Here is a 26933-nt window from a genome sequence, read left to right on the forward strand (position 1 = left end):
GAAAAGCGTGGTTTTACCTTTGAAATCGCTCTACAGCTTGCGGATGGAGCGCACGGCGTCCACCCTGCCTGAAATGCGGCGCAGGGCGCGCGCAAGGCCGTCCTCGCGCGCCACCAGGGCCATGCGCCCGGCCAGGCGCAGCGTGGCGGGCAGCCACAAAAAGGCCAGAGCGCCCCATTGCCTTTGCCGGGCCAGATCGCGGGCGAACAGGCGGCGGAAGCCGCGTCCCATGCGCCGGAAGTCCTCCAGATAGCTGAAGACCTCCACCTTGTGATGCCAGCTTTTGGGGTGCAGCCGCCAGCGGGTCAGCTTTTCCGGCGCAAAGGCAAAGGGCACGCGCGCGGCGAGCTGCGCCCAGACCCACCAGTCCAGCCAGCGCGGCACGGGCGTTTGCAGAGAAATCCGGCGCAAGAGGTCCGTGCGGGCCATGGCGCAGGAAAAGGTGGGGATCTTGTTTTCCAGCAAAAAGGGCCGCACGTCGCACACGGTCCGCTCATGCCGGGCGTGCCAGCGCATGACGCGCGGCACATAGCCCTCAAACCAGGCCGTGTCGGCTCCGGGCATGGCGAAGGGGGCGATGTCGTTGCAGACCACGCCCGCGCCGCCCTGTGCCGTGACTTGTTCCGCAGCCTCCAGGCGGCGCTCCAGACAGTGGGGATGCCAGAGGTCGTCGGCTTCCAGAAAAGCCGTCCAGCGGCCCCGCGCCTCGGCCAGGCCCAGGGCCAGACCGGCGGGCAGGCCGTGGTTTTTGCCGTCCGCATGAGTCAGCACGCGCAGCCTGGGGTCGCGCGCGGCAAAGGCCCGGGCCACGGCCAGGGACTGGTCCGTGGAGCCGTCCTCCACCAGCAGAATTTCGATGTCTGCCACGCTCTGCCCCAGAACGCCGCGCAACGCGCCGGGCAGGTAGCGGGCGTAATTGTAGCTGGGCACGATGACCGTGACGACGGGAGCGGACATGACGGATCTCCCGGAAGGGACGCCGCGTGACGGCGGATGCGGAATGAGGGAAAGAGAAGGCCCCGCCCCCGATAGGGCGGGGCCTTGTGTTAGGAGTTGAATCTGTGGGGGTTAGGCGATGATATCGCCAAATGCGAATCCAGCATCACTCGTGAGTCCCAGAAGCGTGATAGCTTGGTCGGCATTACCGTCGCCATCCGTATCCCAGAAGAGATAGCCATCTGTACCATCAGACTGGAAGGAGTAGATAACGGTGCCATCCATCGCAGCATTCGCAGCCTCCAAGGCCGCAGCGAAATCTGCAACAGTCGAAGCGTTTTCATTATAATTATCCGCACTGCCAGCGGTTCCGGTTTTGATAGCATCCTTTGTCGTAACAAATTGATCAATGCTGTCAGCCGTGGCCAAGGTAATGCCGGAATCGGTCTTGCCCTGAACAAAGATGTCATCGCCCGCGCCAGCGGTCATTTTGTCAGCGCCCGCGCCGCCAGTGATGGTGCCGCCAGTTGTGGCAGCTTTAATCACGTCATTACCGCTGCCCGTGATGATGGTCATGCCGCCTACTGTCGTCGCAGCAGAGGCATCAACCGTCACGTCCGCAGCCATGGCGGAAGCGTCGATATAGTCCAGCTTCGTCGCTATGCCGGCGGTGAGGCTGAAGTCGCTGTCCCCGGTGACGGAGATTTTGGCCACATTGCTGAGGGAGTCTCCAGACAAGGTAACCTTGTTGAGAGCGAGTTCATCAAGATTGCCGCCGGAGGTCAGATTCAGAGTATAAGCGTTTGTCTCTACCTTGACATCCGCGCCCGTGGCGGCAGTATCCGACTGATTGTCCAGCACCAGAGAAAGCGCCGGGGCAGAAGCACCGTTCGCCAGAGTGGCACTCACGGTATCCTGAGTGGCATCATGCGCCGCGACCAGAATGGAGGTGCCGCTGCTCACATTGGTGAACGTGGCCGCGGTAGCACCAGAGGCGTCGCCCACCACATAATTGCTGATGCCGGCAATCGAGCCCATCTCGTAAGAGGACGTGCCCTGAAGCACCAGAGTCTCAAAGCCGCTGAACATCGAACCGACTTTGGCGTTCACTCCGGTAACGCCGTCGAAGATCAGGGTGTCAGTGCCGTCGCCGCCGTTGAAGGTGCTGCCCGTAACAAGTCCGCCCAAAGCGCCGGTCATCACGAGCGTATCATCGCCTGCGCCCAGGTCTGTGGTGACTTTAGCAGTGGGCGCTGCAGTGAAGGCCAGTTCGTCGTTGCCGGAACCGCCTGTGATGGTGGCGCCCTCCGCTGGAATGGTAGTGGAAGCCACTTTCAAGTTAACGCCGCCGGTATTGGCGGAAGCGTCAATCGTGGTCAGCGCGCCAGTCAGCGCAGCCCCACTCAGGTCCACGGAACCGCTGCCGGTAATGGTGAGGTCCGTGATAGTCGAGGCGGAGTCCGCCAGCGTCAGCGTGTTGGTGCCGGTGGCGGCGATGGTCACGGTCGAGAACACGTCAGCGTTCGTAGAATCAATCTTGGCGTTGGCGTTGTTCAGGGTGGCATTCAGGGTGGTAGCCTTGGCAGCAGTGGTAGTGCCCAAGTCCACAACTGTAGAATTGTCAGCCGCGCCCATTGCGACCAGAGTCAGATTGAGGGCCTCAGCGGTGCTGCCATCGTAACTGACTTTGGCAGTCTGGTTCTTAATGATCAGGTTGTCGACAGCACCCAGCCCGTTAACAACAACCGAACCGTTACTGTCATGAACGGTAACGGACTGAATACCGCTGGAAGCGCTGAGGTCAACCGCGCTGAGGTCTTTGATAGAGCGCAGAACCACATTCTCAATGTTGGACAGTATCGGAGCCGGGGCGCTCACGCCACCGTTATTAAGGACGGCATTAAGGGTGTCGACCCCGGCGCCGCCGTCAAGCATGTCGCCGCTATTCAGCGTCTCCTGAGAGCCGTCTCCCAATGGAGCGTCAAAGAGATCGTTGCCGATGGTGCCGGTGAGGACATTGGGGTCTGTGGTCAGCGTGTAGGTCTCACCGGTGACAACGGGGTTTACCTTCTGGTCTTCGGGCACAAGGTAGGCGGTGGGAATGGTGACGCCGTCATAGGTTTCGGCCACTTCGCCCGCGCCCTTGCCGCCGTAGAGGGCGAAGTGCTCCAGCGCGGAAAGGCCGGCAGCCTGAAAGGCGTCGTTCAGCATATCCATGGTCCAGCCCTTGTCGGGCTCGGCGGCCTGCATGGCGGCCAGCTTGGCTTCCATGTAAGCGGAGGTGTCGAACGCATTGGAGGGGTTCACGCCTTCGCTGGTGCCGTACATCTGATAGTGGGTCCAGGCGTTCATGCCTGCATCGTGGATGGCCACCTTCATGTTCGCCACTTCCAGATCGGTCACATCCGAAGGGGATTTCCCATAATACTGCGCCGCTTTGGCTTCGTAGTATTCGGTAGCGTTGAAAAAGCGGTTAGGAGCCACATCTTCATTGGCGCCGTACTGCAGGAAATGCTGCTGCGCGCCTTCCGCACCCAGAAAACCGGCATCGGCAAAGGTTTGCACCAGCTTGTCCATGGTCCAGTTGCCACTGGGATCAGTGGCTTTCATCTGGGTCAATTTGTTGAACATATAAACGTCGTAATCAAACCATGCTTCGATAGCCATGCATTCCTCCGGAGGAATAAAGAATATGCGGCCCAGCCGCGTGAATTACAGCGCCCATCCTATGCATCCGTCAGGCCCGGCCTGAACGAAATGATGAGCCAACCCAAACAGGATGGGCCCAATCCTCCCGATAGAGAGGTCCCTTCCTTCATAAAATTGGGCACCATGCGGTCGCTTTTCGCAAAAGCGTTATCGCCAACAAAAACAATTTAAATCAAATTATTTCAAATTGTTATGATTTGAATTGTTTGACGTTACTTTTCATAAGTGTTCCAATAGGGTACACTTTATTGGCTGAACTATCGCGGAAATGGGAAAAGACGAGGGAAGGGATGGAGGAAAGAGCGGCGTCAACCGGCGGCGGCGCAGGCGGGCCGACGCAAGGGGCGTCGTGTGGAGGAAAGAAGGCGCCGGAACACACGCGGCAGGAAGAGAAGCGCGGCGTCGGCTTTACGGATGCTGCGGCGCTCCTGCGGGGCGTCAGGAAGCGGCTCAGACGGAGCAGTCAAGGAATGGATGGAGGAGCGTCAGTCCCCGTGACGACAAGAGGGCGGCTGCGCCCTGAATACAACCTATCCGGCAGCGCCCCAAGAATGCTTCCGCACGTCGGGGCGGCCATGCCGTCGACCACGAAACGGCGGCAATGCACCGGGATAGCGGCGGCGGCCGCCGTCATGGCCGGTCATGCCCGGCGCGCGCCCGTCCTCCGGTCAGGCCAATAAGGAGGCATATCCTTTTCTTTTACAGCCGGGCTGTCAGCGCCCCTGTGCAACGAGGGAACGCTTGACCTCACCCCACAGGGGCGCGGCGGCGTCCTTGCCGGAGAGCACGGGATCGGCGCACGGCCAGGCGATGGCGATATCAGGATCATCCCAGCGCAGGGAGCCTTCATCCTCGGGGCGGTAAAAGTCCGTGCACTTATAATGCAGGTGCACCGCGTCGCTCAGAGCGAGGAAGCCGTGCGCCATGCCGGGGGGAACCCAGAGCTGATGCTGTTGCGCCGCGTCCAGTGTTACGCCGGTCCACTGCCCGAAGGTGGGCGATTGGGGCCGAATATCCACGACCACGTCAAAGATCGTCCCCAGGGAAACGTAAACAAGCTTGCCCTGCGGATGCTTGCGCTGAAAGTGCATGCCCCGCAGAATGCCTCTGGCGGAACGGGAATGATTGTCCTGTACAAAGGGCAGGTCAATGCCCACGGCGGCATAGCGCTCCTGCTGCCAGGTTTCCACAAAAAAGCCGCGCGCGTCGCCGTGCACCTGCGGCTTTACGATGATGACGCCGTCAATGCCTGTGCGTTCGATTTCCATGGCGGTTTCCCCTCTTGTCCCCGTTCCGCGAAGTTCAATTCCTGCCCTTCTTCCTGTCTCCCCGGAGAAGACTTCCCAGGCGGCGCAACGGCGCCATGACACGCCAAGACCGCGAGGCGAGGATGGAGGCATAGGCCGCTTCCATGGCCTCAAGGCGCGCTTGCGCCGCGTCGTGGGCACTCCGCAGGGCGTCATGGCGTCCTTGCAGATCCGCGAGGCTCTCCCGCAACCGCGCCGCCGGATCGCTTTTTTCCAGGGGGTAATCGAAAAAAGAACTGCCTGTGGACGGCAGGGGCCCATTGCTGGCCAGGGCGATGAAATACATGGCCTGTTCCATAAAAGGCAGATGTTCCATACCGGCGTCTTCGCCGCATTGACGCAGCAGAAAGGGCTCGCCGCCCGTGCCGCTCAACAGGGAACCGTACATAACCCTCTGCCCCAGCAGGGAAACATGGGCGAACTGGTTTGTCAGCAAGGTTGTAAACTCCTCACGGCACAGCTCTTTTACATGGAACTGGTCGACGCCGCGACTGCTGAAAACCGGCCTGTTAGGAGTGGACATGATCAGAAGGCCGTCATCCCGCAGAACGCGACTGATTTCCTGAAGCATTTTTTCCTGTTCGTGCAAATGCTCCAAGGTTTCAAAGCTGACCACCACATCCACGCTGGCATCGGGCAGAGGAATGGCGACGGCGCTGCCTTCCAGGAACGAGATGTTTTCTCCGGCGTAATTTTTTGTGGCGCTGGCGACAGCTTCCGGGGAAATATCCACTCCGGCGGCGCGTGCGGCGGATTGCGCCAGAATGTGCGTGCCGTAGCCTTCCCCGGAGGCTATGTCCAGGACGTGCTTGCCGGAAACAAGACCCGCAGCGAAGAAATAGCGGTGATAATGCTCGGCCGCGATTTCTCCCTGGCATGAAGGGACAAAGCGTTCTCCCGTGAATTCCATATTGGCTCCTAAATGACGTTGAGACTGATCTGCTTCATGGGAATGCCCACCATACCCGTATGGCAGCTGGTGGTCGTTGACCGCAAAAGCAGGGCGTCGTGCTTCCAGTCGTGCTGAACGTGCTCCTCTTGCGTTCCCTCGGCCACGGCGACGGAAAAGCTGTAATCCCCCACTTCAAGAATGGGCATGGTAAAGGAAAAGCTTGCACTAAGCTTCTGCCCCGCGCGCAGAAACACGGGTTTATCCCTGTACACCAGAAAGGTATTGTCCCCGAAGATCTGTTGGCCCAGGCGGTTGTTGCAAAAAAAGCCGACGATGGGGCCGAAAATATCCTTGTGGGCCTGTACCGTGATCCGCAACGACACGGGCTCGCCGCCCACGATCCAGTTCAGCGGATGGTTTTCAGCGTCAAGAAGAACCGCGTCCACGATGGTGGCTCCTTTTTTGCCGAAAGCCTCGCTGTTTTCGTTGAAAGCGAAGACCTGAATATCGTTGCGCAGGTTGCTGGCATTGATGAAGTCCGCGCGCATGTCGCGGAATTCCTCGGGTGCTGCGGCGCTTTCTGTGTCCCCGGCGACCTCCGCTCCGGCTGCTTCGTCAGTGGGGGCGCTGGAACCCTGATGGGCTTCGTACATGTCTTTCAGATAGGTTTCCGTCACTTCCTTGGGGCTCCCTATCTGTTTTATCCTCCCGTTTTCCATGAGGATGGCCCTGCTGCACAGACTGTTCACGGCGGCGGTGTCATGACTGACGAAAAGCGCGGTACGCTCGGCAATGAAGCGGCGCAGGAAGCGCATGCATTTCTGCGTGAAAAAGGCGTCGCCCACGGAAAGGGCCTCGTCAATGATCAGCACGTCCGCGTCCACATGGGCCACTACGGCGAATGCCAGGCGCACCACCATGCCGCTGGAATAGCTCTTGACCGGCTGCTCGATGAAGTCGCCGATGTCCGCGAAGGCCGCGATATCATCAAAACGGGCGTCGATCTCCTCCCGCGTCAGGCCGAGGATGGAGGCATTCAGATAGACGTTCTCGCGGCCTGTGAATTCGGGGTTGAAGCCGCTGCCCAGCTCCAGCAGGGCGGCCACCCGGCCCTTCACGTCGACGTTGCCCGACGAAGGAGCGAGCGTGCCGGTGATGACCTGAAGCAGCGTGCTTTTGCCCGCGCCGTTGCGGCCGATAATCCCCACGCATTCCCCGCGCCGCACGTCGAAGGAAACATCCCGCAGAGCCCAGAACGGCTCGTAAAAGCAGCGCCTGCCCCTGAATGCCATCTGCCAGAGGCGGTGCGAAGGCTTGGAGTATATTTCGAAGAACTTGGAAATGCCGTCGACGTTGATGACGGCCCCGGCGTCAGAGCACATCCGCAAACCCCTTCTTCATTTTGCTGAAGCAGACAAAGCCGATCTGAAACACGGCCAGGGAAAAGAGAAACAGCCACAGGCAGACCATATAGTCAGGCTCCTGCCCGTACAGAAACAATTTGCGGGTTTCTTCCACCATGGGCGTCAACGGGTTCAGATACAGCAGCCAGCGCAGGCGCTCGGGCACCAGCGACACGGGATAGAAAATAGGGGTCATGAAAAAAAGAATCTGCGTCACCACGCCCACAAGCTGGGGAACATCCCGCAGGTAGACCCCAAAGGCGGCGATGATGAAGGACACTCCTGCGGTGAACAGCAGCAGGGGCAACAGGGTCAGGGGCAGAAGGCACATGGTCCATGACAGGGATTGCAGGAAAACGCAGGCCCCCAGCAAAAGCAGGCTGAACCAGGCCGCCCCGAAGAAAAAGGCTGTGGCCACCGTACACAGGGGCAGCAGTTCCAGGGGGAAAATGACCTTTTTGACGAAACCGGTGTGGTTTACAATGAGACTGCCGCTGCTGTTGACGCTTTCGGAAAAGAGATTGAAGACCGCCAGGCCGCAGAACATGATCAGGGGAAAGGCGGCCCGGTTCTCGTCCAGGGTTTCCACTCCCCAGCGCGCCTTGAAAACAATGCCGAAGACAAAGGTATAGACCGCCAGCATCATCAAAGGATGGGCGAAGCTCCAGACGAGCCCCAGCACAGACCCCCGGTAACGGGCGCTGATGTTCCTTTGCAGCATCTGCCTGAAGAGCCCCTTGTGGCGGCACAGCAGACGCGGCGCGGCGAAGATGTTGAATAAAAGCATAAAATGCACCTGAGTTGAGGGTCAGTGAAGCGGGTCAGGCCGTTCTGGCAAAGGTTCCCGCCTGATAGCCGTTGCGCGCGGCAATGAGGGCGGGCAGCCTTTCAAGGGCGTGCGCGAGTGTTCCTTCAACGCCAATAGGCTCGGCCGCGAACTCTTCGAGAGCGAGGTCAAAAGTAAACAGTTGTCGCAGGGCATGCGGCCGGTACCAGAGCATGTTACCCACGGGGAAGAAGATCTCCGAACGGCAGATTTCATCCCGCAGACCCATGCGGCGCAGCAGGCGACGGGCCTGATCCATCTCATTCGTCAGCCCCGAAAGGGGGATGTTCCGTGTGGTCATGAAGGAATGCAGCTTGTCGAAGACAGGCGGGAAAAGACATCCCATCTGCGGATCCGCATGGAAAATGCCGATAATTTCCCTGACCGCGTCGCCGTGAATCAAATTGTCAAAAAGGTAGGCGCGCCATTCTTCGCCAAAATCCAGATAGGACGATTCTTTGGCATGGATGTGGCAAAAAAGGTCATAGCCGGCCTGATACGGCCGCATGCCCAGTATCCACGGAGCCACATCCCTGCCCCGGTTCTGACCCGGCAGCGTGACGACGTTTTTTGCCCCGGGAATCAGAGCGCGGTTCAGGAGGCGCGCCACGGTCTGTGTATATGCGGCGTCGGTTATGGTAACATAAAGATCAAAATCCGCGGGGAATTCCTGAAGATAACGCACAACTTCATCAACAAGAAGGATGTTGTGCAGATGCAGATGGATGCCGAGTTTGAAACTGCCGGTCAGAGGAGCCTTGTAGGTGCGCGCAGTGTGGGGCGTGTCAAAGCCGGTTCCGGAGAAAACCGTTTTTTGCGGCAGAAATCGCTCCAGTTTTTTTTCCAGAGAATGGGTTTCGTTATGGTACACCGGATCAGGGAACAGAATGTTTCTGAACAGCCGCTGATTGCAAAATGGCGTTTCATTCAGAAGGACGTGGCAGATGTCAAGAGGCGGCTCTCCGTGAGTCAGCGTGACATATTTCGCATATTCGCCGAACTGCGCGCAAAAGGCCTCGGCAAAGTCACGGCATGCGGTATGCACGGCGGCGAGGTCCGCTTCCATGGCCTCGCTTGCGGCAAGGGTTTCAAACACGGGCTGCCCTTTCTCATCAAAGTCCACCACACCGCCTTCGCATGGGGAGAACAGTTCCTCAAAAACAAGCCTGCTGGCCGCATCCCTACCGGCGCTTTCCGCGAACACGCGCGTGCTGGTGCCGCATTGCTTGTCCGCCGACCTGTTTTCGGGATCTTCCCAAAAATACAGCTTGTCCACGGGCTTGCCGACGACAGCGGAAAGCGCCCGGCTTATGGAACCGGAATAACCCAGGTCAAAGATAAGGTGGCGTTCTTCTTCCCTGGACAATGTCTGGTTGTAATATTTTTGTATCCGCGCGCGCTTATCGCGCAGGAACAGTTCAATATCACTTTGAAAGCGTGTGATGACAGACAGAGACTTTTCTTTTTCCTCAAAAAACAGAGTGTTTTTTTCAACTTCAGTCAGTTTTTCGTCCAGATGCGCCAGAAGTGCGGATCCGGTAAAATGGGCTTTCAGAAAATCATACAGGGTATAACCCATATCGCCGCCATGCCGCCGGGATTTGGCGTAGTCATAAAAGGAGGCATAGAGAAAGGGATAATAGGCCCGACGTCCAGCGTGGCAATATCTGCCGGGCAGGCCGCCCAGATGCCGCTGTATGATGCCGTATATGGCATGTGGCAGGTAGCCGTCGCGTGATGCGAAATTGATTTGCTTGTATTTGGCCTGAATATCTTTGTCCGCCGCAAGGGCGAGCGCATAGCCGGTCAGCATGGGCGCGATGGTCAGAGCCGTGAAGTGCCGCAGATTGTGAGCATCCAGAACGGATGCGCCGGGAGCGAGACTTTGGGAAATAAAACTGTTCAGACTGAAGGCCAGCAGCATTCTCCAGGCGGGATCATCTTCTCCGGCTTTGAGCAGAGGGCCTGCGTCAACGTCGCGGCAGCCAAATATCTCTTCTTGGATGGAAGGGTAGTGAACGGCGGTAATTTTTTTGGCAATGGCGTTCTCAAAATCAGATTTATAATTGTCGCCAATATGCAATATTTCAGATGGATGTGCCTTTTCAGAAGAAATAATGATGTCATAGAGCGCTCCGCTGCTCTTCCGCGCTTGCTGATCGCAGGAAACATATATGGCATCCATAGCCATGCCGTTTTTTTTCAGAATCCCATCCAGTATGGTTCCCGGCAGATACATATCCGATGTGGCGATAACCCGCTTGCCCAGTTTTACGGCCTCTTCATAAAGGGCTTTGACTTCCGGTCGAGGGGTGAGCAGCGTGGTTTCGCAGCGGATTTCCTCTTCGAGAAGTGCTGTTGCCGTTTGGGGAAGCAGCTTGAATCGCCGCCGCACGTCGGCATAAATTTCGTAAATATTGGCATTTTCCTTGCCCAACCGCGCTTCGGCGTCCCAGCGCAGTTTGATGAAGTCCACACCGTAGGCGGCATTCATTTTAGCGGCCAGAAGATAAAAAATGTCTTTGGGGTGCAACACGGGACGTACAAGCAAGGTATCAAAAATATCGAAGCTGACGATCTTGATGTCAGCATCATGCAGCATGTTCCGGATATGCTCCATGGGGATAAAGGAGACCCTGGATTTGCGGGGCTCGCCGGCAGGCGCGGCGCTCTCCTGATTTCTGGCGGTCAGCACTTTCAGGCATTTTTTTGCGGTGCTTTTCAGGCTTCCGCTTCTGGCAAGATCAATGCCGGTCTTCATGGGCCAGTAGACGAAAATGGCGTTGCAAAAATTTGTCCGGCGAACGCGGCTGGGCGCCTGTCTGATAATCTGCGAAAAAAAGACGTATGGCCCCTTGGCAAGGGCTCCAAACCATGCGCGCGGCGAACGGTAGACATATAATGAGGATGGAAGCAGCAGCAGCGCGGCAATATATCTGTGCAGCATAGAAATAATCTCGCCTATGAGGATTTTTGTAAAATATGAATACCGTATTTCCGGGAGAATAACGCGTCCAATGCGTTCATCATACTGTCAGATGAAACATCATGAGCGATCACGGAATCCTTATATGCACTCTTTCTGACGCGTTCCGCAGGCGCGCCAAGATCAAAGCAGACAAAAGGAAGGCCCATCAGCATGATTTCCTGTACGACATAGCTGAATGTTTCGGGCCAGATGGAGGGAAAGAGCGCCGCTTCCACCCCATACTTTGAAAGAATTTCGGGCAGATCCTTCCTGTCGTATTTACCATGAAAGGTTATGGCGTCATGCGCGTATCGGCTTTCATTGCGCCCAATGACGATCAGACGCAGGGGGAGGCGCTCATTTTTTATTTTGTCGGCAAGTTCCAGAATAATGGAATTTCCCTTGCAGAAATCGAAATTCCCTATAAATGCAACAGGATGGAGTTGATCCCCCGGAAGGGGCGGCTGCCATTTGCCCACAAGAGCCGGCTGCAGGGGGGCATGCTCGCATACTCTGGTTTTGGCGGAAATATCAAAAAATTTACCGGCGATATCCAGCGTGGACTCTGAAAAACAGCGAATGCCGTCGCATGCCGCAAACAGGCCTCGCCAGGCGGCTCTCCATGCCTGCATGTCGGTTCTCATTAAAATCTTCTGATTGGAAACGCAGTTAGTGCAGGATTCGACTGAACCGCCCGCGCAATATCCCTCTTTATTCAACAAAAATATTGAGGGACAGATGGAGAGAAAATCATGAAAGACATATTCAAGGTAAAATTGATAATTTTTTCTCAACCTTATCAGGCGTGCCATGAATTCTTCAGGCTGCGGGTAAAAGGCAAGATTGTTGATAAATACATGATTTATTTTTATTATATGGAATAGTGTTTCGATTTTATCCAATTCAATAGAAATATTAGTATCTATATTGATGAAGCTGAGTTCCAGGCAAAATGTCGTTGCGGCATTGTTATATGTCAATAAAAGCACACGCCAGCCTTCATCCTTGAAGCGGCCTAATTGAAAATCCCTGTATGCGCGCGCGCCAACGCCTTCGCCTTGCCAGTCAATCAGCAGCAGGCAGCCCTTTCCGCCCTGGGAAAGGAGCAGGGCCGCCAGCGTCCTGTACGATTTCCACGGATCCGTGGCTACATGCCGGCGCATGTCGGCGATCTGTTTGGGCCAGCGCTTCCTGACAATCTGCATGTGCTCCTGGCATAAACGTTTTTTTTCGGCGGCCATAAAACTGCCGCCATGGACATGCTGCACAAACAGATTGGGAACAAGCACGTTTGCCCATCCCCTGGAATCGGCCCGCATGCACCAGTCTGTTTCTTCGCCATAGCCTCTGCCGAAAGTATCTTCGTCAAACGGGCCGATTTCGCGCCAGCAGGCCATATCTATGGCCATGCAAAATCCCACGCCCGAATGCGTCCGGCACTCCGGCGCGCTATCCGCCTTGACGCCCTGAAATGCCGTATCCACTTCATCCAGGGTGAACGGAGGAATCAGGGCGTTATCCTGGCCGGGTTTGGGAAAGCTGAACAGGGCGGCCGAATTTGAGAAAGGGGTCGCGGAGGCGATTTTGCGATCTGAGACGAAAGGATGCATGATCCTGGGAACCCAGTCCTCAGGAACTAAAATATCGGTATTGGCAATGATGGCGAATGGTGTTTCCACCATTGCCATTCCTTTATTAACGGTTTTTACAAACCCAAGGTTTTTCTTGTTTGATATAAGTTTGCATGTCTTATATTTTTTTATTGCATCTGATATAAATGGTATTACTTTATCGTCAGTACTGACATCATCTATAAAAATAAATTGTGTTTGCTGTGGACTGCGCTCAATAATTTGCGGCAGCAATCTTCTCAGGTGCTCGATCCCATTAAAAACAGGGATTACCACAGTAAGATTTTGATCGAATGCACAGATGCGCGGGTGGTCCTTGTTCCATGCATTCAGGATTTCTTGGAATTCAAGGGAATATTGTTGTGAAAAGCCAGTGATATGATCCAGTGAAATGAGCCCGCGCCATCCATATTTTTTTATGTTTTGCGCAATTTGCCGCATGGAAATAACAATGCTTTTATTTTGATATAGAGAAAGCGCAAATATAAACATTGGCAATGCGATGTATTTAAATGGGAATATCCATAGCTTCATTTTTGAAACTATCTGGTGATAATTTTTTATCTGATCCAGGAAAAAACATTTCCCGACTTTTATATGGGCATACATAGCCGAAAAATTTTTATAGTACGCAAATGATGACGGGAGAAGACAGACGGCTGTCAAAAATTTACGTAGTTTTGAACCCAGAAAGGCTTTTATTTTATAACCCGTCGACATGCCAAACCTCGTAAGAATCGAGTTCGCTCCCAAATATTCCACACGGCGTAGAGTGGCCCGTGCGTTGCGGAACAACCGGAATAAACAAAAGTACGGCGAGATGCGCCCGCGCCGCGCTTCGCCTCATTTCTCTGAAGGACGTTACTGCCGCAGGATTTCCTCATAGGCGGCGGCCAGTTCTTTTGCCTGGTCCTCAATGCCGCGCATATCTCCGTAATTGGCGGTACGGTAGTTTTTGAACCTGTTCTGATTTTGAAGAATGTCGCGCAGATGCTCTCTGAAGCTCTCCAGGTCCCCCAGGGGGAAAAGCAGGCCGTTTTCTCCATGGATAATGGCTTCGCGCGGGCCGCCGCAGTCGGAGGACAGCACAAAAACGTCGCGCGCCAAGGCTTCGCGAATTGGCAGGCCGAAACTTTCGGCTGTCAGAGACGGAAAAAGCAGCACGTCCATGTGCGCGTACAGGCCGTCCATGTCCTGACGCCGCGTAAGAGGCAGAATGCGCCTCCGCAGGCCTTCCCACAGGGCTTCGTCTTCAGCGCCGGTCATGCCGCCTTCCTCTCGGGCAGGCCCCGGATCGGCAAATATCAGTTCAAAGTCGTCGCGTTGCAGGCCACGCAGGGCTTTGGCCAGGAAGAAATAGCCCCTGTGGTGGGCTTTGCCGCCGATGTAGCCTAAACGCAACGGCCCCTCCGGCCTGGAGGGGCGGGAGGCGCGCGGAAGGAGAATGCCGTTGCGGTTGGTCCGCACAACGCTGCAGCGGGGGAAATGCCGACGGACAACAGCCGCCTGGAAATCGGACGGAGTAAAAACGGCCCGCGCCCGGCCCACAGTTTCCTCCATGCGGATCCGTCTGCGGTAGCCCTTTTCATCCGCCAGCCCGCAGCGGCGGCGGCAAACCTCGAGGTCCACGGTCTGCCGGGCGCAATAGTTTCCCGAGGCGTCCAGCATGAAAGGGCGGGGGCAAACCCACCAGCTGTGATGCATGGTGACGACGTAAGGCACGCCTGAACGGAGGCATTCTCCGGCAAGATCGCCCATGCCCTGGATGCAGTGGAAATGAACCAGATCCGGCTGCACGGCCCACAGAACCTGGTGAAAAAGTCCTTCCACTTCTTCATTGTCATACGCCGCGAAGTCCGGCCGCACAGCGGCGCTGATGACCGTGACGCCGTGCTGCTTCCGCCGCGCGAGGCGTCCTTGCGGCATGCCGTCCGCCAGATCCGCGCTGAAGACGAAGACTTCAAAACCCTGCCCGCATAGCTCCATGGCCGTGTTTTCCACGACTGCTGCCGCTCCGTCAGCGGCGTCGTGGCCGAAAACGGCATTGACCAGCAGAAGGCGTTTGCCGGTCGTTTTTTTCTGCGGGGGCAAGACGGGAGCCAGCTCCCGTTCGGCGATAGCCGAGCGGGCATAGCGGGCAAGAACATTGCTGCGGGCCCTTTGCCCCATGGCCGCGCGTAAAGCCGGGCTGGAAGCCAATTGGAGAATTTTGTCCCGCCATTCTTCCGGGGCGGCGGCGATCAGGCCGTCCACCCCGTCAGTGATGCTGGCGAGAAATTCGGCCGAGGGCGAGGCGATGGAAGGTATGCCGAACAGGGATGCTTCCTGGTATTTTATATCGCTCTTGCCGTCATTGAACACGTCCTGAACCAGCGGCATGAGGGCGATGTCATAGTCCGCCATGATCCGGTAATAGATATCCTTGTCCAGAAAGGGGACGCAGTGCACGCGCCCGGCGCAGCTTTCAAAGCCGGGAGGCAGCTCAAGAGGACCGTGCAGGTGCAGGTGCAGCCGGGCGTCTTTTTCCATGGCCTGACGCAACGCGTCGGCGATAAGCATGAAGTCGGCTCCGTGCGTGTCGGAGCCGCTGCCGTAAAACATGCGGATTTCATTGCCGCTTCCGGTTCTGGCCGGAAGCTCCCGAGCCATGGCGGCCAGTTCGTCCGCGATGGAATTGTGCACCACAAAACATTTCCGTCCAGGGCCATCGCCACTGCGGGCCGTCTCCGGCTGAACCCTGCTGTCAACACGTTTTTTGAGCCCGAGCGTGCTGACAAGCAGCACATCCGCCGCCTCCATGGCTTCACGGATTTTGGGGGCGAACTCCAGCATGCGCGCGGCGAGCTCCGGCGGCAGTCGCATGGGAGCCAGATGCGCGGCCAGATCTTCCTCCAGGAAAATAAGGTCGTCGATATCATACAGAATGGACAGTCCAAGACGCCGGGCCTCGGCGTACAGGGCGGGCACGTGCCGGATCATGGACACCCGGTAGAAAAGCGCGCAGTCCGCCAACTGCAAGGCCAGTATGGCGGATTCGTAGTCCAGCCAGTCACATGTGCGCACCTTCCAGCCAAGATGTTCCAATTGCGCCGCCCTTTCCCTGACCCGGTAATGCAGGCACTGGGGAAGGCTGAGTTCCGCGATAAGCGCGCAGACGCCCGTCCGTGCGGAGGCGGGCTCCTGCCGCCGGGTGACGCGCCGCACGTCCCGGGCCGTCTTGCAGACCGCGTTGAAAGCGAAATTGGCCAGCCGCGCCGGGAGATGCCCACGCCGGAGAAAAAGCCCCAGACGCGCGTGATTGTCCTCGCGAAAGGAAAAGGCGTTCCGCAATTTTTCGCGTAGCGTGTTTTCCGCCATGTGTTCGTCCTGCAATCATCCGCTTCGGGCACGTTTTTGCGCCCGGTGCGGTTCTCTGGCTGTTGCTGCATGGTTCCACAGATTACGGGGCAATCTGTTTCCGGAAACATGGTTGGGCAGAAAACCCTGATCAGTCCCTCACAGCACAGATGTGCCGGGAGGTAATCAACTGCGTGTTATTTTTCCGTAAGCGACGGCCAGTTCCGCGCTCTGAGACATAATGCCGCGTACGTCTCCGGCGTTGGCGGTGCGATAGTTTTTGAACCTTGCCTGGTCGTCGAGAATGCGGCGCAACTGCATTCTGAAGGACTCTGCGTCGCCCTTGGGAAAGAGCAGGCCATTTTCGCCATCCACAAGAGCTTCACGGGGGCCTCCACAATCGGAAGACAGCACGAAAATATCACGCGCCATGGCCTCCCGTACGGGCAGGCCAAAGCTTTCGTCTCCCAGAGAGGGAAAAAGCAGCACGTCCATTTGCGCGTACAGGCCATCCGCTGCCGCATGTTCCGTGAAAGGCAGGATGCGCACGGGCAGACCGCGCCACAAGGCGTGGTCGTCGGGGTCGGCCATGCCGCTTGTGCCGGAGAGAGGGTCCAAATCCACCAGCAGCAGTTCAAAGTCGTCTCGTCCTAGGCCGCGCAGAGCCTCGGCCAGAAAGTAATAGCCTTTCCAGCGCGCCTTGCCGCCGAGGTAGCCGAGCCGTAACGGACCCGCGGCTCTTGCGGTCCGGGGCGCTTCCGGCGGGCGGATGCCGTTGCGGTTGGTCAGCACAGCGCTGTTCCGGGGAAAATTGCGGCGCACGAAGGCGTTATAGAAATCCGAAGGGGTAAAAACAGCTCCGGCCACGGCCACGGCCTCCAGCATACGGGTCCGGCGTCGCCAGACGGCCGCCTCGTCAAGGCCGCAACGCGACCGGCATGTTTCAGGATCAACCACGCTCTGGGCGCAGTAATTTCCAGCAGGATCCAGCATGAACCGACGGGGGCAGACCCACCATGCATCGTGCATGGTGATGACATAGGCGATGCCGGATCTGATGCATTCCTGCGGCAGACCGGGTCCCAGGCCTTCAATGCTGTGAAAGTGGACCAGGTCAGGCTGCACCGCCTCCAGAACCTGACGGAAAAGCTGGTCCGTCTCCGGGTTTTCCTGGTTCAGGCCTCCAGGACGGAGGTTGGCGGCCATGATCTTGATGCCCCGCCAGTCATGTCGCACGACAGCGCCGTGCGGAGCGGCATCCGTGCGGGCCAAGCTGAAGACAAAAACTTCAAAACCTTGATGCGTTAAGGCTTGGGCAGTGTCCGTCACGACCATGGCCCCGCCGTCAGTGCAGCCCTTGCCGAAAGAGGTCGAGACGAGCAGGAGGCGTTGCCCGTCGACCGGCGCCATTTGGGGAAGAACCGGGCGCAGTTCGGTATCGGCAATGACGGTATTGGCATAGCGTTTCAAAACATTCTGCTGTGCCCTTTTCGCCATGTCGGTCCGCAGGCCCGGATCCGACGCCAGCAAAAGAATTCTGTCGCGCCAATCCTCGGCGCCGGAAGCGAGGAAACCGTCCACGCCGTCAGTGATGGCGTCCAGAAACTCGGCGGTCGGCGAGGCGATGGAGGGAATCCCGAACAGAGAGGCTTCCTGATATTTGATGTTGCTTTTGGCTTCGTTGAAAGTATCCCGCGCGAGCGGCATCAGCGCGATGTCGTAGTCGGCAATGACGCGGTAATAAAGATTCCCGTCGAGAAAGGGGGCCCGGTGGATGCGGCCGCAAAAGGCGGACAGCGTCTCCGGCAGCTCCAGATGCCCGTGTATGTGCAGATGCAGCCGCGTATCTTTTGCCATGGCCTCTGCCAACGCGTCGGCGATGAGGGCGAAGTCGGCGTCGTGCGTATCGGAACCGCTGCCGTAGAAGATGCGGACAACCTCCCCATCTGCTTTTTTTGCCGGGAGCGTCCGCGCCAGGTGGGCCAGGTCATCCGCAACGGAGTTGTGCGCCACAAAGCAGGGGCGGCCCACGGCGGTGGCGTGTCTGGCAAGAGCCGGAGTGCTGGCCAGCAGCATGTCCGCTTCTTCCATGGCCCGCCGGTAACTGTCCGCCTTTTCCAGCATTGCGGCGGCGCGCTCGGCGCTCAGGTTCAGCCGGGTCATATACGCGGCCAGGCCCTCCCTGTCGAAAATGAGATCGTCAATGTCATACAGGATGGGGATGCCGAGTCGCCGTGCCTCGGCATACAGGGCCGGCATATGCCCGACCATGGGCGTTCGGTAAAAAAGAACAAAGGACGCCAGTTGCAGGGCCTGCATGGCGGCTTCAAGCGTTTCCCAAGGGCACAGCCGCACGGTCCAGCCCAGATGGCGCAATTGCGCCGCCCGTTCGGAAACGCGGTAGTGTCGGCACTGGGGAATGCTGAGCTCCGCGATAAACGCGCAGACGCCCGTCCGTGCGGGGGCGCGCTCCTGCCGCCGGGTGACGCGCCGCACGTCCCTGGCCGCCTTGCAGGCCGCATTGAAAGCGAAATTGGCCAGACGCGCAGGAAGATGCCCGCGCCGGAGAAAAAGTCCCAGACGCGCGTGATTGTCCTCGCGGAAGGAAAAGGCCTTCCGCAATTTTTTGAACAGCGTATTTTCCGCCATATGGTCGCCCTGAATCCGTCCTACTTCAGCCCCGGATTTTCGCGCCCGATATAGTAAAAGAAGCGGACGCGCGCGCTGTGGTATTCGGCCAGGGCCCGGCTGGCGTCATTCTCGGCCTGGGTCAGCTTGAGCTGGGCGTCCAGCAGTTCCGTGATAGTGCCGGTATTGGTCATATAGCGTTTGTTGGCCATGGCGTAGCTCTCTCGCGCCGCGTCCACGCCCTTGCGGGACGTGGCGATAAGTTCCCTGGCGGCCGTGATGTCCAGCAGCGCGCGGATCACGTCGGCGCGCGCGCCGGACATGGCGTCTTCATAGTCCTTTTGCAGCGCCTGGGCCCGCTTGCGTTCGGCCAGGGTGGAAAAGGTCGTGCCGCCGCCGGAGAAGATTTCCCAGGAAAAATTCAACCCCGCCGCCCAGTAGTTGCGGGTGTAGCCTTCATAGCGTTTGTCGTCGTAGTCCTTGCTGGAACTCATGCTGTCATAGCTGGCGTCCACCTTGGGCAGATACTGGCCCATGGCGATGTTCATGTCCTTGTAGGCCACTTCCACGGACTTCCGGGCCATGATCAGGTCCGGACGCTGCCGCACCGCCGCTTTGACGGCCTCTTCCTCCGTGTAGCCCACGGTGCCGGGAAAATCCTTGAGATTGCCCACATAATTCACGGGACGGTTGGGAGAAAAGCCCAGGTACTTGTTGAGCTGCACTTCCGCGTTGCGGATGTCGTTGTTCACCCGGATGACCTGCTGCTGGGCACGGGAAAGCTCGGTCTGGTTCTGCAGCACATTGACGTAGGGGGCCATGCCCACCTTGACGAAAGCCTCGGCGGCCTTGAGCTGGGTTTCGATGCGGGCCACGGCCTCCTGCGCGCTTTTGAGGTCCTCACGGCATTTGAGCAACTGCAGAAACTGCAACTGCACATTGCTGCCCAGCTCCAGACGGGCCTGTTGGTGGCGGGCTTTTTCCACCTCCACGGCGATGCGGGATTTCTGCAGATTGTTCAGGTGGGCGAAACCGGCGAACAGGGAGAGCGACGCCCGCAGGCCCTTATTCCAGTTGCTGCTGGTGAGGTTGTCGCTGTTGTAGGTCTGCACTTCTTCATAGTTTTCCACGCGGCTGGTTCCGGCCACCAGGGAGACGCGCGGCCAGAAGTAGCTCTGGGCCACGCCCACGTTCATTTTGGCCTGTTCCATCATCAGCAGTTTGGCCTCCACTCCGGGATTGGCCTGCATGGCCTGGGCCACGGCCCGCTCCATGGTGAAGGTCCCGTCGGCCTTCGGGGCCGCGAAAAGCGGCTGGGGCCGCCCGAGACAGGCCAGCAGCGGCAGAAGGCAAAGGAGGAAGAAACGACGGCGTGTGCTCATGGCGTGTCCTTTCATATGTGTCAGTTGCGACGGCATGGCAGGCCCGTCAGCGCGTCCGGCTGGATGCCCGGCTGAACATGGGACCGCGCGGCGCGGCTTTTTCCAGCAGAAAACTTTGTCCGTCGGCGGCGTTCAGCACCAGCGCGCCGCCTTCCAGCGACCAGGAGCGCACGGACGCCAGCATCCGCGCCAGAGCTTCCGCCCCGCAGGCGCGCAGCATCCCGGCGTCCGCCTCTCCGACGGAAAATGTCAGGCTTGTTCCCCGCAGGGCATAGTCCGCCGACAGATGCAGACCCGGCCCCGTCACTTCCAGAGCGCCGTTTCCTTTTCCGTCGCCGTTGAACACGCAGGAGGCCGCCGGCAGACCGGGCAGAGACGGCAGCAGCCAGACCGTGCCGCTCACCGCGGCGGAAAAATCCCCGGCGGAAGGCGCGGCCTGGGCCTGCGACGGAAAACGGCTGGAGAAACTCCGGACGCGCTGGACGCGCAGCCCGTTTTTCGCCGGCAGAACCTCGACGTCCACAAAAAGCGGATCCTCTCCGGGCAAGGCGGCCAGCGCCTCTCCGGCGAGAGGCGTGAATATCCGCCCCGTGGCGCTGTCGGTCAGCGCCGCCCGGCCCCCGGCGCGGTCCAGCCTGCCCATGAGGCAGAAAGACTGTATGCGGAAGGGACTCTTTTTCAGGACGAAACTTTGGACCGATCCGCCGGGAGCCGGGAAAAAATCGCCGTACAGATTGCCTCCGCCGCCGATGTTCAGCCGGAGCGACAGCCCGTGGCGGTTGCTCAGGCGCAGCAGGGAGCCGTCCTCCATTTGCCGCCAGTGGCCGGTCATGTCCCGCGTGACGGCCTCTCCGCCCCGGGGGACGGAGATCTGGCGCAGGACGAAGAAATTGCCGTCCAGCAGGTACAGTTCCACCCGGCGCTCGCCGCCCTCCGTGCGTTCGCCGCCGACATAAAGGCTGGCCGCCGGCAGCGGGGCATGCGCGGAAAAGGCGGCGACGGCGGCCGGCAATGCCATGGGGATAACCGCCGCCGCACACAGGAGGATAAAGGGAAGAAACCGGCGCATGCTCATTCCCTCAGAGCCCGGTCCCAGTTCTTGATCAGCGGTTCCATCATATAATAAAGGACCGTGCGCTGTTTGGTGGTGATGAAAACCGTGGCCGGCATGCCGGGCGACAGATAAAGCTGGGCGTCGGTCAGAGCTTTGGGATCAATTTCCACGTAGCACAGGTAATAGGGCATCACGCCCGCGCCGGTGCGTTCTTCCAGGCGGTCGGCCGAGATATAGGTGACCTTGCCCGGCATATGGGGAACCAGGCGCGTGTCAAAAGCGTCGAGCTGCACCAGTGCGTCCTGCCCGATGTAAACTTCCGTGATCTTGTTGACCGGCACATGGCTTTCCACGATCAGGGGGTTGTCGTGGGGCACGATGTCCATGAGCGGTTCGCCCGGCCGCACGACCCCGCCCTTGGAATGCACTTTGAGATCCACCACCTTGCCGCTGACCGGGGCCACGATCTGCAGGCGTTTTTTGGCGTCCTTCAGCGGGCGGATGCGCTCACGGGTCTGAATGATATCGTTTTCCAGCTTGCCGAGGGCGCTGGTGGCCTCTTCCACAAAGCGGACTTTCACATCCTCGATGCGCAGGTTGAGTTCGGCGGCCCGCTGCTTTGCCTCGGCGATGGACTGTTTCAGGCGGCCCCGGTTACCCTGATGGCTGGCCAGGGTGCGCTCCAGCTCCAGAATCTGCGATTTTTCCAGATAGCGTTCCTTGTAGAGCTGGCGTTTGGCCCGCAACTCCTCATTGAGGGTGCCGATGATGGCCTGTTCGGCCTTCACCTGATCGTCAAATCCGGCCACCTGGGCGTCCAGCTGGGCCAGCTGGGTGTTCAGCAGAGAAATCTGGGCGTTGAGCGCGTCACGCCGGGCGGTGAAGATTCTTTCCTCATTGTCCAGCACGTCGGCGCTGTGGCTGTTCTCCGCCAGGCGGCGCAGGTCCTCGGGCCACTGAAGCGCGTCCCTGAGGTCTTTTTCGGCGGCAAGGCGGATCTGGGCGGCCGACAGCGCCACAAGCTGCTTTTGCAGCATGCTGGCGTTGGCGTCGATCTGCACCGACTCAAGGATGATGAGCGGCTGGCCCGCCTGCACCTCTTCGCCCTCGCGCACCAGGATGGCCTCCACAATGCCGCCTTCCAGGTGCTGCACCGTCTTGCGCTCGGTTTCAATCTTGATCTTGCCCGGCGCCACCACGGCCCCGCTGATGTGGCCGAAAACCGACCAGAGCCCCAGCGCCCCGAAAAAGAGGGCCACCACCAGAATACCCTGGCGGATGATGCGGCGCGGGTCTTCCACGTTTTCGCCCATGCTGGCCTGGCGTTTTTCCGTGGCGCTGACAATGGGCTTGATGACCTTGGCGTCGATGACGGCCAGGGCCTGGCTCAGCTGCTTACGCATGGGAGGGCTCCTCTCCGTCGCTCTGCGGCTCGTCCGTTTTTTCCGGGGACGCGGCCTGGCGACGTTCCAGGGCTTCCCGCAGCAGGCGGGCCCTGGCCGCCTCCTCCTGCCGCTGCTTCTGAATTTCCGCCAGTTTGGCCAGCACTTCCTGACGCGGCCCGCAGAGGGCGATCTGGCCGTCCTGCACCATCATGATGTTGTCGACAATGGAGAGGATGCTGGCCTTGTGCGTCACCAGGATCAGGGTCGCCTGCTGGCGCTTGAGGTTCAGCACGGCCTGCGCCAGCGAGGCTTCGCCCTCTTCATCCAGATTGGAGTTCGGCTCGTCCAGCACAATGACGCGCGGGTCGCCGTAGAGGGCGCGCGCCAGACCGATGCGCTGCCGCTGCCCGCCGGAAAGGGCCGCGCCCTGATCGCCGATCTGGGTGTCGTAGCCCTTGGGCAGGGCCAGGATCATTTCATGCACGCCCGCCAGACGGGCGGCCCTGATGACCCCGGCGGAATCCACCTCGCCCAGGCGGGCGATGTTTTCAGCCACGCTGCCGGAAAAAAGCTCCACATCCTGCGGCAGATAGCCGAGAAAGGGACCGAGCTTCTCCGAATCCCAGGAGGCCATGTCCGCGCGGTCAATGCGCACCTTGCCGCTGGTGGGCTGCCAGATGTTCAGCAGCAGCTTGCAGAGGGTGGACTTGCCCGCCGCGCTGGGCCCGATGATGGCCAGAGACTGGCCGGCGGGCATGCGGAAGGAAATTCCCTTGATGATGGGCCGCTCCCCAACGGCAAAATAGAGATTCTCCGCCGTCAGTTCGCCCGCCGGGTCGGGCAGATCCATGGCCGGCTGGGCGGGCGGGGCCTCCAGCAGGGCCTTCAGCCGTTGATAGGCCCCTCTGGCTTCCAGGGACTGCTTGTAGGTGGCCATGGCCTGGTCAATGGGCGCCAGGGCCCGCCCCATGACGATGGAGGCGGCGATCATGACCCCGGCCGTGGATTCGTGCATGACCGTCAGATACGCGCCCACGGCGTAGATGAGCACCTGCAGCCCCACCCGCAGGGACTTGCTGATCGCGTGGATCAGGCCGGCGCTCCTGCTGGCCCGCGTCTGCAGGCGGATGATGAGGTCGTTGACCTTGCCCCAGCGCGCCGTGACATTGCCGATCATGCCCATGGAGCGCACGATGCTGGCGTTGCGCATGGCCGCGCCCGTCAGGTTGAAGGACTGTGCGTTCAGATGGGTCGCCGCCTCCAGGCGCCTGCGGGTGAGCCGCTCGGTGAGCAGGCCCAGCACCAGCACCAGCAGGCCGCCCCCCACGGCCACCCAGCCCAGGGAGGGATGCAGAATGAAGATCAGGGCGAAGTAGATGGGCATCCAGGGCGCGTCAAAAAAGGCGAAGACCGCGTTGCCGCCCAGAAAGTTGCGCAGGATCTGCACATCGCGCAGACTGCCGCTCTGTGCGGAAGGCCCGCCCGACGGCGCGCCCGCGCCCTGAAGGTTCAGCTTCAGCACGTCGCGGCTCAGCATGTGGTCAAATTCAATGCCGGCGCGCACCAGCAGGCGGGAGCGTATCCACTCCAGCAGGGCCATGACCACCAGGGCGATGACGGCGGCGACGGTGATGACCGTCAGGGTGGAGAGATTGTAACTGGTCAGCACCTTGTCGTAGACCTGCAACATATAAATGGAGAAGGTCAGTTGCAGAACATTGACGAACATGCTGAAAAAAAAGGCATATCCGAAAAAATACCGGCACGAGTTCAGAAACTTCTGCATTGGGGCAGCACCTTCCTTGGTCGCCAGGCACGGAAAAGGGGCATAGGGAAGGGATGCTCTCCATAACCGGCGGGCGCCACAGGGCGCGCGGACGCCCTGTGCGGTTTTCGATACAACGCCAACTATAATTCCGGGGACGGGCTTTGTCCAGACCCGGACGCGCCGGCCCTGACGAAAAATGAGGCGCCGCCTCATGGCGAACGGCTCGCGCCTTTATCATCCCGCGTCATCCCGCGGGCCTGGATTTTTCGAAAAAAATTGACAGATTCTCCCTGACGGATTCAAATGGGTTGTCATAATGGCGTCTTGATGGCAGTCATGCTTTGAGATTCCGAGTTGTCAAGCAGGGGAAGGCATGGCCCGGAACAGTTCGGGCTGTTTGTCTGGAATATTAATTATTGGAGAAACGCTATGGCAGCGCCCGTATGGTTTGATCCCAAAGTTTATTTCAACAACAAACTCGCATGGCTTGAAGGTTACAACGACCTCACGCTGACCGCCGCGTTCACGGGCGCCGGATACGGCGTGGACGCCGACGGTCTGTACCGGCACTTTCAGGATTTCGGCAATGCCGAGAACGTGAGCCCCAGCGCGTATTTTGACGCCGGCTACTACATGCAGGCCAAGGCGGCCACCTATTTCGGCAAGGCTGTCAACACCGTGACCGGCGCGGAGGTTTCCTTTGTGCAGGAGACCTTCCGCCAGGCCGGGCTGAGCGCGTGGGATCACTATCTGCGGTACGGCATGGCCGAGGGTGTTGACCCCAGCGCCAGCTTTGACACCTCGGCTTACATGGACGCCAAGCTGGCGCAAATGCAGAAGACCGACCCGAGCTACACCATGGACATGCTGGTGCAGGCCTTCAGGGACGCCGGCCTGAACCCGGTGATGCACTACCTGAGCTATGGCCGGGGTGAGGGCCTCACCATTCAGGATGCCCAGCACGGCGCCGTCACCAGGGCGCTTACGACGGGGATCGACAATCTGGTGGTCAACTCCAATTATGACGACTACTTCACCGCTGAGACCGGCACGCTGCAGAGCGCCGACGACCTTGTGGTGCTTGGTCCCAATGCCGGACGGATGGACATCATCGAATTGCGCGGCAATTTCGGCAACGACACGGTGGTGGGCTTCAGGAGCGGCGAGGACATGATCAACCTGGCCGCGTATCTGGATTCCACAAAGCCGCTCAATGCCGGCGCCCCGGCCGGGCTCGTGAACAACTCCGCCATCGTGGCGACGCTCACCGGGCCCAAGGCCGAATCCGGCATCTATACCCAGGCCGAGGTCGATGCTCTGGTGAAAGACGGCAGCCTCAGCCTGACCGGCGCCAATGGCGACAAGGCCGTGGCTTTCCTGCAGGCCGTCAACAGCGAAGGGCAGAACGTCTATACCATCGTTCAGATGAGCACGGACGGCACCACTGACAAGGGCACGGTCATGGGCTCCATGACGCTTGACAGCGTGAACGGCGTGAAGACCTCCATTGCGAACACCGACTTCAGGCTCGACAGCGTCATCCGTGATTCCGTCACCGGCAAGACCTATGGCCCGGCGGACTACACCACCGGCACCCTTGACGGCACCTTCTTTGCGGATACCTTCAATGACGTGAACAGCACCACGCTGGGCACTGTCACGACTATTGACGGCAAGGAGGGCGACGACACGTTCAACATTACCGGCGACCTCGGTGCTGCCAACTCGCTGGAGGGCGGCGAAGGGAACGACGTGTTCAATGTCAAGTCCACCGTGACCATCGCCGGCGGAACCATTGACGGCGGCGCGGGCATTGACACGCTGACCGTCGACAAGGTGTTGACGAATAATGTTACTCTGACCGCTCTGAACAATGTGGAAAAAGCCACGTTTGACAATACCGGCACCGTGACTATCAACGCCATGGCGACCTCCGACAATGCCAGCACCCTGACAGCCGGTAGCACGGTCACCGCCCTGAGCGTTAACGGCTTGAAAGCGGATGTTGCCACGACCATTGACGGCTCCCAGATAACGGGCAATGTTACTGTGGATGCCTCGACCTCCACCGCGGCCGTGACGCTGAAGGGCGGCAACGGCACTGCCTCCCTCACCGGCGGCGCTGGCAATGACACCATCATCACCACCGGCGCTGACACAAGCACCATCACGGGCGGCAAGGGGGATGATACCATCCAGCTGGGCTCCACCGGCAAGGATACGGTCAAGTTCGCTGCCAATCTGGCCGACAACGGCCATGACACCATCACCGGCTTTGAAGCCGGCGCCGGCAAGGATGTTTTGGATATATCTACCTTTACTACTAAGGTGAATATGGCGACCAAGGTGGATGGATCTGCCAACGACCTTGATATCGGCAATGCCGGAACAAACAACATCGGCGTGCTGTACAATGTGGCCGGCGGCGTGCTGACCGCCGACAAGGTTGTGACTAGTGGCACGGCGGCCAATGGCGAAGTGATCATTGATGCTGGCAAAAAGGCCGTGGTTATGGTCACGGCCGATTCTGCCGGCGCAGCCGCCACCTACAACATGTACTATGTCACCGGCGACGCGACATCGCCCACCGTCGAACTGGTGGGCACCGTCACCACGGATGCCGCGTTTGACGCGGGCAACTTCGCCTAAACCCTGATACCTTCCCTTCCGCTCCCCTCTTCCGTGGGGAGCGGAAAGGGAGACGGGCG

The 26933-nt window shown here is 59.1% G+C and carries 16 protein-coding genes; 2 read left to right on the plus strand and 14 right to left on the minus strand.

What is annotated here, in order from left to right; translation table 11 throughout:
* Nucleotides 1-30 precede the first annotated feature (30 nt).
* From FYJ44_RS13975 to FYJ44_RS14975, 7 genes are all read right to left on the minus strand, one after another.
* Complete coding sequence (locus tag FYJ44_RS13975; protein ID WP_154513201.1) at nt 31-957, minus strand: glycosyltransferase family 2 protein; 927 nt, start codon at nt 955-957, stop codon at nt 31-33.
* Nucleotides 958-1068: 111 nt separating this feature from the next.
* A complete protein-coding gene (locus FYJ44_RS13980; RefSeq protein ID WP_154513203.1) occupies nt 1069-3603 on the minus strand; it encodes a beta strand repeat-containing protein in 2535 nt (844 codons plus the stop codon).
* Nucleotides 3604-4358: 755 nt separating this feature from the next.
* Nucleotides 4359-4913, minus strand: coding sequence for a dTDP-4-dehydrorhamnose 3,5-epimerase (rfbC, locus tag FYJ44_RS13985; protein WP_154513205.1), 555 nt, complete (start codon nt 4911-4913; stop codon nt 4359-4361).
* 34 nt (nt 4914-4947) lie between these two features.
* The gene (locus tag FYJ44_RS13990; RefSeq protein WP_154513207.1) at nt 4948-5862 is read right to left on the minus strand and encodes a class I SAM-dependent methyltransferase; all 915 of its coding nucleotides are present in this window, start codon (nt 5860-5862) and stop codon (nt 4948-4950) included.
* A gap of 8 nt (nt 5863-5870) precedes the next feature.
* Entirely contained in the window at nt 5871-7226 is a 1356-nt protein-coding gene (locus FYJ44_RS13995) for an ABC transporter ATP-binding protein (RefSeq protein WP_154513209.1), read from the minus strand.
* Nucleotides 7216-8034, minus strand: a complete 819-nt coding sequence (locus tag FYJ44_RS14000; RefSeq protein WP_154513211.1) for an ABC transporter permease — start codon at nt 8032-8034, stop codon at nt 7216-7218. Before FYJ44_RS14000 ends, FYJ44_RS13995 begins: the two co-directional genes overlap by 11 nt.
* Nucleotides 8035-8068: 34 nt before the next feature.
* Complete coding sequence (locus tag FYJ44_RS14975; protein WP_326833693.1) at nt 8069-9886, minus strand: rhamnan synthesis F family protein; 1818 nt, start codon at nt 9884-9886, stop codon at nt 8069-8071.
* Here FYJ44_RS14975 and FYJ44_RS14505 point away from each other — a divergent pair.
* Complete coding sequence (locus tag FYJ44_RS14505; protein WP_229772732.1) at nt 9824-10975, plus strand: hypothetical protein; 1152 nt, start codon at nt 9824-9826, stop codon at nt 10973-10975. The two genes, FYJ44_RS14975 and FYJ44_RS14505, sit on opposite strands and share 63 nt — an antisense overlap.
* A 59-nt stretch (nt 10976-11034) precedes the next feature.
* On the opposite strand, the gene FYJ44_RS14010 is transcribed toward FYJ44_RS14505, so the two are convergent.
* The 7 genes from FYJ44_RS14010 to FYJ44_RS14040 form a co-directional block, all read right to left on the minus strand.
* Complete coding sequence (locus FYJ44_RS14010) at nt 11035-13392, minus strand: glycosyltransferase (RefSeq protein WP_154513215.1); 2358 nt, start codon at nt 13390-13392, stop codon at nt 11035-11037.
* A 141-nt stretch (nt 13393-13533) separates the two neighbouring features.
* A complete protein-coding gene (locus FYJ44_RS14015) occupies nt 13534-16029 on the minus strand; it encodes a glycosyltransferase (RefSeq protein ID WP_154513217.1) in 2496 nt (831 codons plus the stop codon).
* Nucleotides 16030-16194: 165 nt separating this feature from the next.
* Complete coding sequence (locus tag FYJ44_RS14020; protein WP_154513219.1) at nt 16195-18657, minus strand: glycosyltransferase; 2463 nt, start codon at nt 18655-18657, stop codon at nt 16195-16197.
* 20 nt (nt 18658-18677) lie between these two features.
* Nucleotides 18678-20018: a TolC family protein gene (locus tag FYJ44_RS14025; protein WP_195841040.1), complete on the minus strand. Its 1341-nt coding sequence runs from the start codon at nt 20016-20018 to the stop codon at nt 18678-18680.
* 46 nt (nt 20019-20064) lie between these two features.
* Complete coding sequence (locus tag FYJ44_RS14030) at nt 20065-21036, minus strand: META domain-containing protein (RefSeq protein ID WP_154513223.1); 972 nt, start codon at nt 21034-21036, stop codon at nt 20065-20067.
* A gap of 53 nt (nt 21037-21089) precedes the next feature.
* The gene (locus FYJ44_RS14035) at nt 21090-22475 is read right to left on the minus strand and encodes an HlyD family type I secretion periplasmic adaptor subunit (RefSeq protein ID WP_154513225.1); all 1386 of its coding nucleotides are present in this window, start codon (nt 22473-22475) and stop codon (nt 21090-21092) included.
* Nucleotides 22468-24243, minus strand: a complete 1776-nt coding sequence (locus tag FYJ44_RS14040) for a type I secretion system permease/ATPase (protein WP_154513227.1) — start codon at nt 24241-24243, stop codon at nt 22468-22470. The genes FYJ44_RS14035 and FYJ44_RS14040 overlap by 8 nt, the downstream gene beginning before the upstream one ends.
* Nucleotides 24244-24654: 411 nt before the next feature.
* Here FYJ44_RS14040 and FYJ44_RS14045 point away from each other — a divergent pair, with 411 nt between their 5' ends.
* Entirely contained in the window at nt 24655-26874 is a 2220-nt protein-coding gene (locus FYJ44_RS14045; RefSeq protein WP_154513229.1) for an autotransporter outer membrane beta-barrel domain-containing protein, read from the plus strand.
* The last annotated feature ends 59 nt before the right edge of the window (nt 26875-26933 follow it).

The sequence above is a fragment of the Desulfovibrio porci genome (genome assembly GCF_009696265.1).
In the GTDB taxonomy this organism is placed as follows: Bacteria; Desulfobacterota; Desulfovibrionia; order Desulfovibrionales; family Desulfovibrionaceae; genus Desulfovibrio; species Desulfovibrio porci.

Bases quoted from the DNA above. Each gene is read 5' to 3' on its own strand.
- FYJ44_RS13975 (WP_154513201.1), bottom strand. From the start codon at position 957: ATGTCCGCTCCCGTCGTCACGGTCATCGTGCCCAGCTACAATTACGCC.
- FYJ44_RS13980 (WP_154513203.1), bottom strand. From the start codon at position 3,603: ATGGCTATCGAAGCATGGTTTGATTACGACGTTTATATGTTCAACAAA.
- rfbC (WP_154513205.1), bottom strand. From the start codon at position 4,913: ATGGAAATCGAACGCACAGGCATTGACGGCGTCATCATCGTAAAGCCG.
- FYJ44_RS13990 (WP_154513207.1), bottom strand. From the start codon at position 5,862: ATGGAATTCACGGGAGAACGCTTTGTCCCTTCATGCCAGGGAGAAATC.
- FYJ44_RS13995 (WP_154513209.1), bottom strand. From the start codon at position 7,226: ATGTGCTCTGACGCCGGGGCCGTCATCAACGTCGACGGCATTTCCAAG.
- FYJ44_RS14000 (WP_154513211.1), bottom strand. From the start codon at position 8,034: ATGCTTTTATTCAACATCTTCGCCGCGCCGCGTCTGCTGTGCCGCCAC.
- FYJ44_RS14975 (WP_326833693.1), bottom strand. From the start codon at position 9,886: ATGCTGACCGGCTATGCGCTCGCCCTTGCGGCGGACAAAGATATTCAG.
- FYJ44_RS14010 (WP_154513215.1), bottom strand. From the start codon at position 13,392: ATGTCGACGGGTTATAAAATAAAAGCCTTTCTGGGTTCAAAACTACGT.
- FYJ44_RS14015 (WP_154513217.1), bottom strand. From the start codon at position 16,029: ATGGCGGAAAACACGCTACGCGAAAAATTGCGGAACGCCTTTTCCTTT.
- FYJ44_RS14020 (WP_154513219.1), bottom strand. From the start codon at position 18,657: ATGGCGGAAAATACGCTGTTCAAAAAATTGCGGAAGGCCTTTTCCTTC.
- FYJ44_RS14025 (WP_195841040.1), bottom strand. From the start codon at position 20,018: ATGAGCACACGCCGTCGTTTCTTCCTCCTTTGCCTTCTGCCGCTGCTG.
- FYJ44_RS14030 (WP_154513223.1), bottom strand. From the start codon at position 21,036: ATGGCATTGCCGGCCGCCGTCGCCGCCTTTTCCGCGCATGCCCCGCTG.
- FYJ44_RS14035 (WP_154513225.1), bottom strand. From the start codon at position 22,475: ATGCGTAAGCAGCTGAGCCAGGCCCTGGCCGTCATCGACGCCAAGGTC.
- FYJ44_RS14040 (WP_154513227.1), bottom strand. From the start codon at position 24,243: ATGCAGAAGTTTCTGAACTCGTGCCGGTATTTTTTCGGATATGCCTTT.
- FYJ44_RS14045 (WP_154513229.1), top strand. From the start codon at position 24,655: ATGGCAGCGCCCGTATGGTTTGATCCCAAAGTTTATTTCAACAACAAA.